This is a genomic window from Catellatospora vulcania, from assembly GCF_009720385.1.
GTDB classification, from domain to species: domain Bacteria; phylum Actinomycetota; class Actinomycetes; order Mycobacteriales; family Micromonosporaceae; genus Catellatospora; species Catellatospora vulcania.
Genome location: NZ_ML769301.1, coordinates 312,130 through 326,204 on the forward strand (window position 1 = coordinate 312,130; position 14,075 = coordinate 326,204).

Annotated in this window: 13 protein-coding genes and 1 pseudogene; 3 read left to right on the top strand and 11 right to left on the bottom strand. The window is 71.4% G+C overall.

Features of this window, described 5'->3' with window-relative positions:
• Positions 1–84: 84 nt before the first annotated feature.
• Positions 85–525, bottom strand: a pseudogene (locus F6W97_RS41490) (cation:proton antiporter domain-containing protein); the annotation flags it as partial.
• A gap of 104 nt (positions 526–629) precedes the next feature.
• Here F6W97_RS41490 and F6W97_RS01425 point away from each other — a divergent pair.
• Positions 630–1,649, top strand: coding sequence for a magnesium transporter CorA family protein (locus tag F6W97_RS01425; RefSeq protein ID WP_230686312.1), 1,020 nt, complete (start codon positions 630–632; stop codon positions 1,647–1,649).
• A 19-nt stretch (positions 1,650–1,668) separates the two neighbouring features.
• On the opposite strand, the gene F6W97_RS01430 is transcribed toward F6W97_RS01425, so the two are convergent.
• Positions 1,669–2,253 (bottom strand): NADPH-dependent FMN reductase, encoded by a 585-nt coding sequence (locus tag F6W97_RS01430; protein ID WP_155368265.1) that lies wholly within the window; start codon positions 2,251–2,253, stop codon positions 1,669–1,671.
• Between the two features lie 154 nt (positions 2,254–2,407).
• Here F6W97_RS01430 and F6W97_RS01435 point away from each other — a divergent pair, with 154 nt between their 5' ends.
• Both F6W97_RS01435 and F6W97_RS01440 read left to right on the top strand, forming a co-directional pair.
• Positions 2,408–3,022: a VOC family protein gene (locus F6W97_RS01435; RefSeq protein WP_155368266.1), complete on the top strand. Its 615-nt coding sequence runs from the start codon at positions 2,408–2,410 to the stop codon at positions 3,020–3,022.
• A 67-nt stretch (positions 3,023–3,089) separates the two neighbouring features.
• The gene (locus tag F6W97_RS01440; RefSeq protein ID WP_230686393.1) at positions 3,090–3,377 is read left to right on the top strand and encodes a DUF3303 domain-containing protein; all 288 of its coding nucleotides are present in this window, start codon (positions 3,090–3,092) and stop codon (positions 3,375–3,377) included.
• 24 nt (positions 3,378–3,401) lie between these two features.
• Here the strand turns inward: F6W97_RS01440 and F6W97_RS01445 are convergent, their stop codons facing one another.
• From F6W97_RS01445 to F6W97_RS01485, 9 genes are all read right to left on the bottom strand, one after another.
• Complete coding sequence (locus F6W97_RS01445; RefSeq protein ID WP_155368268.1) at positions 3,402–4,601, bottom strand: alginate lyase family protein; 1,200 nt, start codon at positions 4,599–4,601, stop codon at positions 3,402–3,404.
• Between the two features lie 170 nt (positions 4,602–4,771).
• Complete coding sequence (locus F6W97_RS01450) at positions 4,772–5,455, bottom strand: DUF305 domain-containing protein (RefSeq protein WP_155368269.1); 684 nt, start codon at positions 5,453–5,455, stop codon at positions 4,772–4,774.
• Positions 5,456–5,512: 57 nt separating this feature from the next.
• Positions 5,513–5,890 carry a VOC family protein gene (locus tag F6W97_RS01455; RefSeq protein WP_155368270.1) on the bottom strand — a complete coding sequence of 126 codons (378 nt, stop codon included), beginning with the start codon at positions 5,888–5,890 and terminating at the stop codon, positions 5,513–5,515.
• A gap of 77 nt (positions 5,891–5,967) precedes the next feature.
• The gene (locus tag F6W97_RS01460) at positions 5,968–7,971 is read right to left on the bottom strand and encodes a hypothetical protein (protein ID WP_155368271.1); all 2,004 of its coding nucleotides are present in this window, start codon (positions 7,969–7,971) and stop codon (positions 5,968–5,970) included.
• 180 nt (positions 7,972–8,151) lie between these two features.
• Positions 8,152–9,108: a hypothetical protein gene (locus F6W97_RS01465; protein WP_155368272.1), complete on the bottom strand. Its 957-nt coding sequence runs from the start codon at positions 9,106–9,108 to the stop codon at positions 8,152–8,154.
• Between the two features lie 125 nt (positions 9,109–9,233).
• Positions 9,234–10,706, bottom strand: coding sequence for a glycoside hydrolase family 130 protein (locus tag F6W97_RS01470; RefSeq protein ID WP_155368273.1), 1,473 nt, complete (start codon positions 10,704–10,706; stop codon positions 9,234–9,236).
• Positions 10,703–11,713, bottom strand: a complete 1,011-nt coding sequence (locus tag F6W97_RS01475; RefSeq protein ID WP_155368274.1) for a glycosyltransferase — start codon at positions 11,711–11,713, stop codon at positions 10,703–10,705. The genes F6W97_RS01470 and F6W97_RS01475 overlap by 4 nt, the downstream gene beginning before the upstream one ends.
• A complete protein-coding gene (locus tag F6W97_RS01480; RefSeq protein WP_155368275.1) occupies positions 11,710–12,834 on the bottom strand; it encodes a glycosyltransferase in 1,125 nt (374 codons plus the stop codon). Before F6W97_RS01480 ends, F6W97_RS01475 begins: the two co-directional genes overlap by 4 nt.
• A gap of 178 nt (positions 12,835–13,012) precedes the next feature.
• Complete coding sequence (locus F6W97_RS01485; protein ID WP_155368276.1) at positions 13,013–14,014, bottom strand: glycosyltransferase family 4 protein; 1,002 nt, start codon at positions 14,012–14,014, stop codon at positions 13,013–13,015.
• Between the last annotated feature and the right edge of the window lie 61 nt (positions 14,015–14,075).

Genomic DNA, 14,075 nt, shown 5'->3' on the forward strand with positions numbered 1-14,075 from the left:
ACTGCCGATGCTCACGACGGCGGCGGTCGCGGCGACGGCCGAGCGCAGCAGCACCAGCGCGGACGCGTCGTTGAGCAGGCCCTCGCCTTCGAGCACGGTGATCACGCGGGACGGTGCGCCGAGGCGTTTGGCGATGGCGGTCGCCACGGCGTCGGTCGGGCTCACGATGGCGCCGACGGCGATGCCGCCCGCGAGCCCCAGACCCGGGATCAGGGCGGCGAACAGCAGCCCGAGCAGCAGCGAGGTGATCACGACGAGGACCACCGACAGGCCGCTGATGGCGGTGAAGTCGCGCCGGAAGTCCATCGCGGGCAGGGAGACCGCGGCCGAGTAGAGCAGCGGTGGGAGCACTCCGGCGAGGATCACCTCGGGCGGGACCGCGACGGCGGGCACGAACGGCAGGAAGCTGACGGCGACGCCGACCGCGACCAGCAGCAGCGGCGCGGCCACCCCGGTACGCCGGGCGAGGGCGTTGACGACGACGATCGCGACGACCGCCGCCACCGCGATGATCAGGAGTTCCATGTGATCTCTGTACCCTACGCACGCCGTGGAGGCGGCAGGGACCGGCGCGAACCGGGTTCGCGGTCCGCCGTCCCCTGCGTACGGCGGCTGCCTAGGCTGGAGGCGTGAGTCGGGACGGCGGCGCGCCGGACGCTTCCGGGCCGGCCCGTCGGGCCAGGTCCCGGCTGTACCGCGACGGCGTGTGCGTCCTGGAGGACTTCCCGGTCGACGACGTCGCGGCGCACCTGGCCGACCCGGCGACGGTGCTCTGGCTCGACCTGTACCGCCCGACCCCCGGGGACATGAGCATGCTCGAGGCCGACGTCGGGCTGCACGAGCTGGCCGTCGCGGAGTGCCTGGACACCGGCCGGCGCCCCAGCCTCAACCGCTATCCCGAGCACCTGTCCCTCGACGTGTACGGGGTCGCGGTCGACCCGGCCGGCACGGCGCTGGCGCTGTTCGAGATCGCAGTGTTCGCCGCCGACCGGGTTTTGATCACGGTCCGCAAGGACTGCGGCTTCGACCTGGCGCCGGCCGTCGCGCGGTGGGACGCCTCGCCCGAGCTGACCCGGCACGGCGTGCCGTTCCTGCTCTACGGGCTGCTCGACCACGTCATCGATGCCCAGTTCCGGGCGGTGCAGCAGCTCGACGAGGCCGTCGACGACCTGGAGGAGATGCTGTTCGGTGGGCGGGGCTCCGAGGCGCGGCCCCTGCAGCAGCGGCTGTTCCAGCTGCGTCGCGATCTGATCGCGTTGCGGCGCGTGGTGAAGCCGATGGAGGAGGTCGTCGAGGCGCTGCTGAGCCAGGACGTGCTGCCCGTCGGCGAAGCCATGTCGCCGTACTACCAGAAGCTCTACGACCACGCGATGCGTGCCGCGGACTGGACCGATGCCCTGCACGACCTCGCGGCCACGACCGTGCAGACGAATCTGATCACCCAGGCGAACCGCCTCAACATGATCATGAAGAAGGTGACCAGCTGGGCGGCCATCATCGCGGTCCCCACCGCGATCACCGGCTTCTACGGGCAGAACCTGCCGTATCCCGGTTACGGCAGCCAGTGGGGCCTGTTCGTGTCGACGGGCCTCATCGCGCTGCTGTCCGTCCTGCTCTACACCGTCTTCAAACGCAACGACTGGCTCTGAGCCCCCGCGCCGCGGCCGGTCACTGCGCCTGGCCGCCCTGACGGGGCAGCACCGACAGCACGCGCACGATGTGATCGCGGAACTCCGTCATGAAGTCCGACAGGAACGTCCGCACCGCTTCGTCGACTACCTCGCCGTTGCCCGGGAACAGCGTGTTGTTGAACTGGATGTACGCCTCAGGCGCGGTCATCTGGCGGGCGTTGCAGAAGCTGAGGACGCCGCGCAGCGCCTGCTGGGCGAGCGCCGTGCCGATCTGGCCGACGGAGGCTCCGATGACCGCCGCGGGAATGTGGTCGAAGGCGTTCTTTCCCCACGGCCGTGACGCCCAGTCGATGGCGTTCTTCAGCGCGCCGGGTATCGACCGGTTGTACTCCGGCGTGACGAACAGGATCGCCTGCGACCGGTGGATGGCGTCCTTGAGCGCGACCGCCTCGGGCGGATAGTTGGCGTCGAAGTCCGGGCTGTACAGCGGCAGGTCCCCGATCGGGATCTCGGCGAACTCCAGCTCCTCGGGCGCGAGCCGGACCAGCACCCTGGAGAGTTCTCGGTTGATGGACGTCGACGACAGACTGCCGACGAAGTATCCGACTCGGTAAGTGGCCATTGCTCCTGCATACCTCGCCGCGGTCCGCGCTGTACGCGGTTTCGCGCAGTTGCCACAGCGATCGCGAGCTTTGCGCTATCGCCCGGATATCGCCTGGTTCGACTCCTTCGCCGGTATCGTCAGGAACATTGGATTCGGTTCTTGGGAGGATGCTATGAGCACGAGCGGGGCGAGCGGCATCGCTGACGTCGACATGAAGCTCGAGGTGGTGGTGATCCCGGTTTCCGATGTCGCCCGGGCCGAGCAGTTCTACGGCCGCCTGGGCTGGCGCTCGGACCAGACCCCGCCGGGATCGGGCGTCGTCCAGCTGACGCCGCACGGCTCCGAGTGCTCGGTCCACTTCGGCACCAACCTCACCAAGGCGGCACCCGGCTCGGCCAGGTCGTTCTTGATCGTCTCCGACATCGTGCAGGCCCGCGACGCGGTGGCCGCCGCGGGCGTCGATGTCAGCGAGGTCTTCCACCTCGGCCCCGACGGCCCGATCAGTGGCCCGGACCCCGATCGGGGCACCTACGCCTCCCGCGCCGAGTTCGCCGACCCGGACGGCAACACCTGGGTGATGCAGGAGATCACGAATCGGCTGCCCGGACGGGTCGACCCCGGTGCCACGACCTACCCCACGGCCACCGACCTGGCCAGTGCGATGCGCCGTGCCTCGGTGGCCCACGGCGAGCACGAGAAGCGGATCGGCGGGGCGGATGCCGACTGGCCGGCCTGGTACGCCGCGTACATGGTGGCCGAGAGCTCGGGCGCGCCGCTGCCGGAGTGAACCCGGCTGCCGTGGATCGCCGGCGCGGCTGCCGCTGTGCTGCGTACCATCGGATGTCGTGCTGTTCATGGTGGTGGAGCGGTTTCGCGACGGGAACGCCCGGCCGGTGTACGAGCGCGCCCGTGAGCAGGGGCGCATGCTGCCGCCGGGGTTGCGTTACGTCGACAGCTGGGTCGAGGCCGGGTTCGGCCGCTGCTTCCAGCTCATGGAATGCGACGACCTCACCCTGCTGGCGGCCTGGATCGCCCGCTGGGCAGATCTCGTCGAGTTCGAGGTCATCCCGGTGATGACCAGCGCCCAGGCGTCCACCGTGCTCCAGCCCGATACGGACGGGCTGCCGGCCGGTCAGGGGTGACCCCTGCCGGCCGGCGGCCGCCGGTCAGTTCGGGTTGGCGGCGTGGGTGAGGGTCTCCCAGGCCACGAACAGGTTGTTGGTGCCGGCGGGGCGCTGGTTGAGGGTGAGCGTCTGGGTGTTGGTCATGCCGATGCCCAGCCGGAAGTTCAGCGCGTTGAAGCCGACCTCGGTGATCGGGCCGAGGCCCAGGTGCAGGCTGCCGCCGCACAGCCAGGACGGCGCGGCGGTGCCGAGCTGGTACTTGCTGTGGAAGCCGAGCGCGTGGCGCAGCCGGTCGGTGAACTCGGGATACAGGTCCTGGCCCTGGATGCGGCTGGTCTCGGCGATGTGGGTCGCTGAGGAGATGCCGTAGCCGGTGTGCGTGAAGTCGCGGCAGGTCTCCTGCGACAGCCCGTCCACGAAGGTGCTCTGGCCCTGCCAGTAACTGATGATCTCGCTGGTGGTGTCGATGCCGCCGCCGGGGCCGTACGGCACCGCGCCGTCGGTGGCCAGGTAGAAGTAGGCGCGCATGCGGTTGCGGAACCTGGTGACGGCGCGGTCGTAGGCGCTGCGGTCCTCCAGGAAGACCGCGATGCCCAGGGTGGCCTCGTTCATGCTCAGGTCCCAGTTGCCGTTGCTGGTGGTGTTGCCGTTGATCACCTCGGGCAGGTACACGTTGCGCAGCATGGTGGCGAACCGGTTCACGTTGGGCCAGCCGGTGTACGTGTAACGGATGATCTCGGCGGCGCGCGGCCAGGTGGACCCGGCCCACGCGGTCTGCAGCGGCGCGTTGCTGTTGGTGTGGTCCACGATCACGGCCGACCAGGCGTCCATGATCTGGATGGCCTTGTCCGCGTACCGGTTGTCACGGGTGATGTACCAGGCCAGTGCCATGGTGTACGCGGCGATCGCGTCCTCGCGCTCGTCGGTGCAGCCGAGGTTGGGATTGGAGTAGGAGCCGCACTCGACCACGGCCCGCGGTTTCGGGGCACGGGTCAGCGAGGCGTAGCGGCTGCCCATCATCTGGTCGTAGGCCTGCCGCCAGGGCTGGGCGTTGCTGTTGACCTTGCCGCGGACGAAGTCGAGCTGGGCGCGGCTGACGAGCACGCCGGGATGGGCGAAGGTGGCGGGCGCGGCCTCGGCGCGGCGCGCGGTCCCGGCGGGGACCACGGCCAGCGCGGTGCCGAGCAGGGCGATCAGCGCCGTGGCGAGGGCGAGGGGCAGCCGGCGTCGGGTGTGGAGCATCGAGGTCCTCCCTGATTCCCCGGGCTCGGGAGCGGCCAAGCCACGAACTGTAAGGTAACTTTCCTTACTAAACAGGTCGATCTCTAGACTGTCAACACCTTCGATATGCCGCGTGACCGGGGACAAGCGGCTGCGGGGTGGATTCGCCGCCGGTCGCCTGGTGAGACAGGTCAGGGCAGGAGGCCGCCGAGCATCTCCCGCATCCGGCGGATCTCGATCTGCTGGTCGGCGTTGACCTCGCGGGCGAGTCGGTCGCTCGCCGGCTCGATGCCGCCGCCTGCCTGGTAGAGCTGGTCGACCATCGTCACCGCACCCTGGTGGTGCCGGATCATGTACTCGAGGAACAGCCGGTCGAACGCCGGGCCGCTCGCCTGCGCGAGGCGGGTCAGATCGGCCTGGTCCAGCATGCCGGGCATCAGGTCGCCGTGGCCCACGTGGTTCGCGTGCGGCGACGGCAGCGCCTCCTGCCTGCTCGACAGCCAGCGTTCCATCTGCGCGATCTCGTCCTGCTGCGAGATCTTGATCCGCTCTGCCAGCTGTGCGATCCCGGTGCTCCGGCTGCGGTCGGCGACCAGCGCGATCATCTCCAGTGCCTGGGCGTGGTGCGGGATCATCTTGCGCATGAACGCGGTGTCGGCCGCGTTGTGCGGCGGCGCGGACAGCCGGGCGACGTCTTCGGGCGAGAGCGTACGCGCCGACTGGCCGGGTGCGCCCGGCTGCACGACGCGCAGCGTCGGAGCGGCCTCCACCGGGCCGGGATCGTCTCCTGGCAGGGCGACGACCGCGAACACCGCGATCCCGGTCGCGACGGCGGCGGCCACGGCGGCGATGACGAGGCGGCGGTTACTGAGCATGACTCAGTATTCGCGGGCGGCGGCGGCATCGTCCACACACGACCGCCGGACCGCCGGTCATCCGCCGTAGGGCCGGGTGATGATTTCGAGGTTGTGCCCGTCGAGGTCTTCCCAGTAGAGGCCGCGGCCGCCGTCGTGGTGGTTGATCTCGTTCGGCCGGCTGTGGAACGGGTCGGCCCAGAACGTCAGGCGCAGGTCGCGGATGCGCGCCCAGATCTGGTCGAACTCCTCTTCGGTGACCAGGAACGCGTAGTGCTGGGTGCGGATCGGGCCGTCGGCGCGGACGACGTCGAGCGAGACGCCGTTGGCCAGCTGTACCACCCGGAACGGGCCGTAGGTCGCGGCCGGTGCGAGGCCGAGCAGGTCGACGAGGAAGTCCGCGGACCGGTCCCGGTCGGTGGCCATGACGATGGTGTGGTTGAGCTGTACGGGCATGCCGTCTATTTTGCCCGAAACGCCGAGCGGGCGGCCCACCGAAGCCGGTGGGCCGCCCGTGATCTTTCGCGGGGCGCTCAGTCGAGCGCGGCGCACTGGCCGGTGGCGGGGCCGCGGACCGTGTCGGCCGCACCGAGGTTGATCGGCGCGGGAGTGTTGCCCGAGCAGGTGAGCGGCCCGTTGATCGTGCTGTCCGCGACGATCGGTTCGACGCCGGGCGTGCTGTTGCCGGACAGCGAGACCGGGCCGTGCACGGTCGTGTCGACCACCGCCACGCTGCCCGTGGCACCGGAGACGGTCACCGGACCGCGGACGGTGCTGTGGTAGACGTGCACCGCGGCCGCCGACGACGCCGACACGGGGCCGGAGATCGTAGAGTCGATCGCGAGCAGCGTCGCGCCCCTGCGCACGGTGACCGGGCCGTTGACGGTCGCGCCACGCAGGCAGGTGACTCCGGTGACCGTCAGCGGGCCGTGGTGGCGGCCGTCGACGGTCGTGGTGCAGGTGCGGGCCAGCTGGTCGAAGCGCGCTCGCGCCACCGCGAAGCTCGGCGCCCAGGTGATCTTCGTCTGGTGCTGGCTGTTGAACTCGGGCAGCTGGACCTCCCGGGCCGCGGCGATCTCCGCCGCGGTCAGGTACCCGCTCGGCTTGAGCCCGAAGACGTCGAACCCGCGCGCGATCTCGCTGCCGTAGATCTCGCCGTTGTACCAGTACGCCGACCACATGCCGCCCAGCACCAGCGCGGTGGCGGAGATCGGGCCGCGGTCGAAGTACGCGATCTCCTTCGGGTGCGCCGAGTCGGTGTAGTCGACGAGTGAGATGCCGCCCTGATACCAGGCCTGGGCCATGATGTCGCGGCCGGGCACCGGGATCAGCGAGCCGTTGTGCGCGACGCAGTTCTCGGTCAGCGACTGGGGCACCGGCAGCTTGTAGTAGCTGCGGAACTCCATCTTGCCGTCGACGATGTCGAAGACCGCGTTCGCGCCCCAGTCGGCCTGGTCGGTCGGGCGGCACCGGGCTCCCGTGCCGCCGCCCCACTCGTCGGTGAAGATGACCTTCCTGCCGTCGTTGGTCAGCGTCGCCGAGTGCCAGTACGCGAAGTTGGGGTCGGCGACCTCGTCCAGGCGTACGGGGTTGGCCGGGTCCGAGATGTCGATCAGGATGCCGTTGCCCTCGCACGCGCCCGCCGCCAAGCCGAGATCCGGGTAGGCGGTGATGTCGTGGCAGGCGTCGGTGATGGGCGTGGGACCCCAGTTCATCCCGGACGGGTGTGTCGGGGCCGGCGGCGTGTTCTGCAGCCCGTCGACCGCGCCCGTGTCCGGGTTCGCGAACAGGCGCGGGCCGCTGACGACCGCCGCCGCGGCGGGGTCGGCGACCGGGACCTTGATGACGTCGATGCGCCAGCGGGACGGGTTCTCGCCGTCGGCCGTGTTGTTGTTGCAGCCCGCCATCGTGGTCGCCGGGCGCACCCCGGTGGTGCCGGACACGTACACGTAGAGGTTGGCCGGGTCCTCGGGGTCGGTCACCAGCGAATGCGTGTGTGAGCCACGGCAGAGCTGGACCGCCGCGACCTGGGTCGGCGTGGTGATGTCGCTGATGTCGAACACGCGCACGCCCTGGAACCGCTCGCCGACGGTCGGGTTCGTGCCGCAGTCGACGCGGGCGCGGGACTCCTCGACCGACATGAACAGCAGGTCGCCGTGGACCGACACGTCACCCTGCCCGCCCGGGCAGACGACGCTCGTCACGATCGACGGCGCCGACGGGTCGGCGATGTCGAAGACGTTGAACCCGTTGAAGTTGCCCATGATCGCGTAGTGGCCGGTGAACGCGAGGTCCGACGCGACGAACCCGAAGTCGCCGGGGTTCGCGGGGTTGACGAAGCCCGGCGGCTTGTCGACGTGGGCGAGGTGTTCGAGGTTGCTGATCGCCGACGGCGCGTCGAGCCAGCCGGGGCCGAGGCCGATGCGGGGGTCGGGTTCGTCTGCTGCCGCCACGCCTGGGTTGAGGCCGGCGAGGAGCAGCGTGGCCGCGGTGGCGGCGAGCGCGCTGCGGATGGTGCGTCGTGGGGTGAATGCCATGTGTCGCGCCTCTCGGATCGAGGGGGCCCAACTCGTGCGGCATGTAATGAGCGGGACGTTTGCCGCACCTCACCGGACGGTATCGAAGGAGGGCGATGCGGGCAAGGGGGCGCGCCAGGACACGGCACGCGCCGCGGTGCCCGGCGGCTTGGAGCGCACGACGCCGGGCACCGCGACGGTTCACAGGCGCGAGATCACCAGGTGCCCGGTGGGGTCGAAATACGTGTAATAGTGGTAATCGCCGTCGGCGGGCTGCCCGACCCCGGCGGCGGCCTGCTCGCCCAGGTCGCTGGCGTAGAAGCAGGTCGGGATGCAGCCCTCGGAGTATCCGTAGAAGACGGAGCCGTTGTCGCCGCGGAACGTGACGTAAAGGTCGGCCGTCGCCGACGACAGGCCGGGTGCGGCGGTGCTGCCGACCGCGGCGGTGACCTGCGAACGGTGGCTCAACGTCGCCGAGCCGGTGAACGAGCCGACCTGGATGCTGTGCGCGCCGTCGCCGGAGGCCCAGGCCAGTACCAGGCCCAGGTTGCTGCTGCCGCTGTCGTCGTAGACCAGCGCCGGCCCGGCGGCGCTGGTGTCGGGCAGCACCACCCGGTTGGTCAGCGTCATCGTTCCACCACTCGCGCAGGCCGAGCTGTTGAGGCGGCCGACGTTGAGCCGGCCGGCGAGGTCGGTCCAGGCCAGATAGCGCACGCCGGCGGGATCGGTCGCCAGTGCCGGTGCGTGCGCGGACACCACCCCGGTGAAGGCGGTCCGGCAGGTCAGCGCTGCCCCGGTGGTGTACGCGGCGGTCAGGGTGTTGCCGTTGTCGCCCGCCGGCCAGGCGAGGTGGACGCCGGCGCCGTCGGCGTCGAGCGCGGCGCCCTCGCCCTGCGGCACCCGCTCGTTGCCGGGCACCTTGGTGATGCGCAGGCCGGCACTGGTGGAGTAGCCGACGACCAGCTGTCTGGCGGCGGCGGTGCCGGAGGAGCCGGCCCAGGCGATGTACATCCGCGTGCCCACCAGCGCGAGCGCCGGCCGGCCGCTGCCGGTGTTGCCGAGGGTGAGCGCGGATGCGGGAGCGCCGCCGGAGGCGGCGAGCAGGGTGGCGGCGATCGTGGCGGCGCTCAGGCGCAGCGCGAGCCGTCGACGGTTCATGGATTGACTCCGGGGGAGTAGGAGGACGCGCCCAGACACGGCACGGTGGCCGGAGAGCGCTCTCCGGGCGCGGCTAAAGTCTCCGGGGCGAGCCCGCCGCCGTCAAGACGAGTGTCTATGCCTTGTCAGACGGGCCGCATGGCGTCGAGGATCGCGGCGACGCCGACGGTGGCGAACCCCACCCGGGCGTCGCTCGCGCCGTACGGCATCCACAGCGCACCCCGGTGCAGCAGCCCGCCGCACGAGTAGACGACGTTGGGGACGTACCCGTCGCGGTCGCCCTCCGCGGGAGCCAGCAACACGCCCGGCAGCTCCGCGACGACCCGTTCCGGCCGGTGCAGGTCCAGCAGCATCGCCCCGATGGCGTACTGCCGCATGGGCCCCACGCCGTGCGTGAGCACCAGCCATCCGGCGTCGGTCTCCAGCGGCGAACCGCAGTTGCCCACCTGGATCAGGCTCCAGGTGCGGCCGGGCCGCAGCAGCGGGACGGGTTCGGCCCAGCGGTTGTCGCCGTCGAGCGTCGTCAGCCCCAGGGTCTCGCCGTCGGACCGGCACAGCGCCACCTGCCTGCCCTCGACCGACCGGGGGAACAGCGCCACCCCCTTGTTGCGGGCGCCGGGCCCGCGCATCGGGGTCACCTCGAAGCGGGTCAGGTCGGCGCTGCCGAGCATCCGCGAGGCGATCTGCCGCCCGTCGTACGCGGTGTAGGTCGCCCGGTAGACCGGCTCGCCGTCCTCGCCGGTGACCCTGACGAAGCGGGCGTCCTCCATGCCGTTGCTCTCCGACGGGTTGTTCGGCCACAGCACCCGCCGGTCGAGCGGCACCTGCGCCGGGAAGAGCACCGAATAGCTGTCGGCGATGGTGCGGCGCAGCTGCTCCACGGTGCGCTGCGCGGTGGCCCGGTGCAGCAGGTCGGGTGGGATCAGCGCCAGTGTGCGTTCGAACTCCTGGTGGTCGAAGCGCTCCGGCAGCAGTCCCAGCACGGTCGCGGAGACCTCGTCGTCGTACGCCTCCTCGTCCAGCCCGGCGGCGAGCAGGTCGCGCCGGTGCACCGCGCTGACGCGCGCCCCGACGACCAGCGGGCCGTGTCGCGGGGTCAGGTCCAGGTCCCCGCCGGGTCCGATGACCGCGGTCGCGAACCCGATGGACGACAGGTGGCCCTCGCCGATCTGGCGCAGGCTGACCGCGACACGCAGCTGCCCGTCGGACAGTCCGGACTGGTCGGGGTGCTCCACCATGGACGGGTTGCACAGGGCAGCCCCCTCCACGGCGTACTCGTGGCTGAAGAACGCGCCGATGAGCGTGCGCATCGTGTCCGGTAGCTCACGGTCGGGGCTGACCCGGTGCCTGACCAGGTCGAAGTGGTGCCGGAAGGTGGCCGCCAGCTCGTCATGCCGGCTGCCGAAGCCGTGCATGACCTCGTCCAGCAGCCGGGCCGCGGCCCGGTCGTCGAGCGCGGTGATCCGCTCGACGAGACCGGAGGCCCGGGTCCGGGCCATCACGGCGTCCTCGCCGGGTACGAACAGTTTCACGATCACGCGCCGCGGGTCGGGCGCCAGCGTGACCTCGTGCCGGACGGCGAGCTCGGCGGGCGTCATGCGGGGACCTTCGCCCGGGCATGCTGCAGCGTGGACAGCAGCGCCAGCGTCGACTCCGCGCCCTGGTTGAGATTGGGCCCGTACGCCGTCAGCCCGTCGTAGCCGCCGCCGGTGCGTTCGTCCCACATCACCGCACCGGCGTCGTTGACGCCGAGGAACCAGGCGACGGCCCGCTCCAGATCGGCCTCCCAGGCCGGGTCGCCGGTCACCGCCGCGGCCGTGGCGAAGGCGTCGGCCAGCGCGGCGACCTCGATGGGCTGCTGATCCCGGTCGGCCCGCTCCTCGCCCCGGGCCCAGCCACCCGCTGGGACGACACGCAGTCCGTGCGGGCCTGATTGGACGTCGCGGATCCAGGCCAGCAGGCGCAGGCCCGTGCCGAGCGCGGCGTCGTCGCCGCGGGCCGCCGCGTCGGCGATGACGACCTCCGCGAGCGCGGCGTTGGCGTACGTCAGCCGGGGCAGCGGCCACGGCCAGTCCGGATCCTCGCCCGGTGGGCCGATCGCCGTGGCGGCGTCGGCCAGCAGGGCGGCCGCGTCGACGTCGCCCGGGTCGACGCGCAGCACCTCGGCCGCGCCCAGCCCCGCGAACGCCATGGCGTGCGGGTCGCCGGAGCGCTGTGAGGTGCCGAGCTTGAACGCGGTCAGCGCGGAGTCGCGTATCCAGGACGCCGGATGGCGCGCCGCGGCGGTGCCCAGGCCCCACAGCGCCCGGCCCCACCAGTCGCCGAGACCGGCCTGGTCGGCCCACTGCCGGTCGTGGCCGAGCCGGTTGTGGAACGCGCCGGTCTTGGCCTGGGCGTGGTTGAGGAACGTCAGGTAGCACTCGGCCAGCCGCACCAGATCCGTCGAGGGGTCGGCCTCGCGGCTGACGACGACGAGCCCGCGGGCGACGTCGTCGGTGCAGTAGCCGTGCTCCCGGCGGGCGACGGCGAGCCTGGCGTGTTCGAACAGGCCGGTGTCGTCGGTCAGCCGGATGAGATGGGCGAAGTTCGGCTCCGGGACCTTCACGCAGCAGCCGCGATCAGGGCCCGGTCGGCGGTCAGCAGCCGCTGCGCGAGCGCGGCATACCGGTCCGCGACCGCGGGCCACAGCAGCGCAGGGCTGGGCGCGCCGCCCAGCGCGGAGCCGTCGGGACTGGTCAGGATCCTCTGGACGGCGTCGGCCATGGCCGGGGCGTCACCGTGCGGCACCAGGATGCCGGGACCGCCGGTCAGCAGCTCGACGGCGTGCGGGAAGCGGGTCGCGACGACGGGCACGCCCGCGGCGACGGCTTCGATGAGCACACCCGAGGTGACCTGTTCCCGCGAGTCGTAGGGCAGCAGGACCACGTCCGCCGAGCGGATCAGGCGGCCCAGCGACGCGTCGTCGCGGTAGACGGGGTCGAAGTGGACCGACTCCTCGATGCCGAGCACCCGCGTCAGCTCGACCAGCCCGTCGCGGTACTGCTCACCCTGCTGTTCGAGCACGCGCGGATGGGTCTTGCCGGCGATCGTGTACACGGGGCGGTGCGGCAGGTTCCGCAGCCGGGCCAGGGCGCGCACGGCCCACTCGATGCCCTTGCCGGGCCCGAGCAGTCCCCAGGTGAGCAGGTGCGGGCGCGGTCCCTTGACGGCCGGGGCGGCGGCGTGGTCGTGGGCTCCGTGCGGGATGACGGTCACCTTGCCGGGATCGACGTCGTAGCCGGCCGCGAGCCGGTCCCGGGCGGTCGCGGTCATGACGACCACCGCGTCCGCCGCCTGCGCGACCTCTTCGAGCACCGACTTCTGCCGGGCGGTCGGGGCGGCCAGGACCGTGTGCAGCACCACGATGGCGGGCATGGTGAGCTGCCGGAGCATCGGCACCACGTCATGTCCGTCCGCACCGGGATAGATGCCGTACTCGTGTTGCACGACGGCCACGTCGAAGTGGTCGAGGGCCTTCGCGGCGAGCTGCCAGCCGTCGGCGTCGTCGCCGGACCAGGTGTGCACGACCTTGGGGTCCGGGGTGTCCGGTTCCCCGGCGGCGGTGACGCGCACGATGCCGCCGGGCATGCCGTCCGGGCACAGCGCCCCCGACAGGGCGGAGTTGAACGTGGCGAGCCCGCACGCGGTCGGCGGATGGGTGCTGACAAAGCCATAACTGGTGGGCATTGACGATGCCTTCCGGTTCATCGGCGCCCTTCCGCACGGGAAGGCGGCCTCACGCGGTGAAGGCGTCCGCTCGGCCTGCGTGTGCGGCGAGCGGTCCGGGTCTCCAGGGACGTCGCCCGGGAACCACATTGCACCCTTGCGGGCGTCTTGGCATCTTGACAGTAGCAGTAACCAGGTGTTAATCGACGATCGTGTGATACAGCCGGAGATAGTCGTCGACCATCCGGTCGGCCGAGAACCGCTCCCTGGCCCGGTCGCGGCAGCGCTGCCGGTCGATGTCTCCGATGCGGGACACGGCTGCCACCGCTTCGGCCACGCTGTGCACCAGGCGCCCGGTCACGCCCTCGTCGACGACCTCGGGCATCGATCCCCGTGCGTACGCCACCACGGGTGTGCCGCAGGCCATCGACTCCACGACGGCGAGCCCGAACGGCTCGGCGAACGCGATCGGATGCAGCAGCGCAGCGGCCGACGACAGGATCTCGCCGCGCTGCTCCGGCCCGACCGAGCCGAGGTGGACGACCTGCTCGCCATCGACGTGCGGCAGGATCTGCTCCTCGTGGTAGCGCTGGTCGGCCACGATGCCGCAGATGGTCAGCGGCAGCCCGGCCCGTCGCGCGATCTCGATCGCGGTCCGGGTGCCCTTGTCGGGATGGATCCGGCCGAACACGACCAGCCCGCGCCCGGGTTCGGCGCGGTACGGGAACTGCTCGAACGCGATGCCGTGGTAGATCGTCGCGGCGTAGTCGAGGTCGGGGGAGCGGTCCGAGTCGGAGATGGAGACGTAACGGGACCGGGCGCGCGCGTACGCGGGCAGGATGGCCGCGCCGGAGAACCCGTGCACGGTGGTCAGCAGCGGCGCGCGGCACTGCTCGGAGAAGGCCAGGGGCAGCCAGTCCAGGTGGTTGTGCACGAGGTCGAACTCCGCCGACCGGCCGAACGCATGCGCGACGTGTATCGCCTCCCAGACGCGGCCGTCCATCGCCGGGTCCTCGGCGTAGCCGTGGGCGCATACGCCGTCCAGGGTCGCCGCGGTGCGCGAGTCGAGCGTGGCGAACAGGGTGACGTCGACGCCGCGGGCCGTCAGACCCTCCGCGAGCAGGCTGGTCACCTGCTCCCACGGCCCGTAGTGATGTGGCGGTGTGCGCCACGCGACCGGTCCTAGCAGGGCTACCTTCACGCGGACCTGGTTCGATGCATGCGGCTCACCCTACGGGACAGGCTCGCGGGCCCTGCCGGCT

Coding starts and splice junctions, on each gene's coding strand:
- F6W97_RS01430 (WP_155368265.1), bottom strand. CDS start 2,253: ATGGCCACTTACCGAGTCGGATACTTCGTCGGCAGTCTGTCGTCGACG.
- F6W97_RS01435 (WP_155368266.1), top strand. CDS start 2,408: ATGAGCACGAGCGGGGCGAGCGGCATCGCTGACGTCGACATGAAGCTC.
- F6W97_RS01440 (WP_230686393.1), top strand. CDS start 3,090: ATGGTGGTGGAGCGGTTTCGCGACGGGAACGCCCGGCCGGTGTACGAG.
- F6W97_RS01445 (WP_155368268.1), bottom strand. CDS start 4,601: ATGCTCCACACCCGACGCCGGCTGCCCCTCGCCCTCGCCACGGCGCTG.
- F6W97_RS01450 (WP_155368269.1), bottom strand. CDS start 5,455: ATGCTCAGTAACCGCCGCCTCGTCATCGCCGCCGTGGCCGCCGCCGTC.
- F6W97_RS01455 (WP_155368270.1), bottom strand. CDS start 5,890: ATGCCCGTACAGCTCAACCACACCATCGTCATGGCCACCGACCGGGAC.
- F6W97_RS01460 (WP_155368271.1), bottom strand. CDS start 7,971: ATGGCATTCACCCCACGACGCACCATCCGCAGCGCGCTCGCCGCCACC.
- F6W97_RS01465 (WP_155368272.1), bottom strand. CDS start 9,108: ATGAACCGTCGACGGCTCGCGCTGCGCCTGAGCGCCGCCACGATCGCC.
- F6W97_RS01470 (WP_155368273.1), bottom strand. CDS start 10,706: ATGACGCCCGCCGAGCTCGCCGTCCGGCACGAGGTCACGCTGGCGCCC.
- F6W97_RS01480 (WP_155368275.1), bottom strand. CDS start 12,834: ATGCCCACCAGTTATGGCTTTGTCAGCACCCATCCGCCGACCGCGTGC.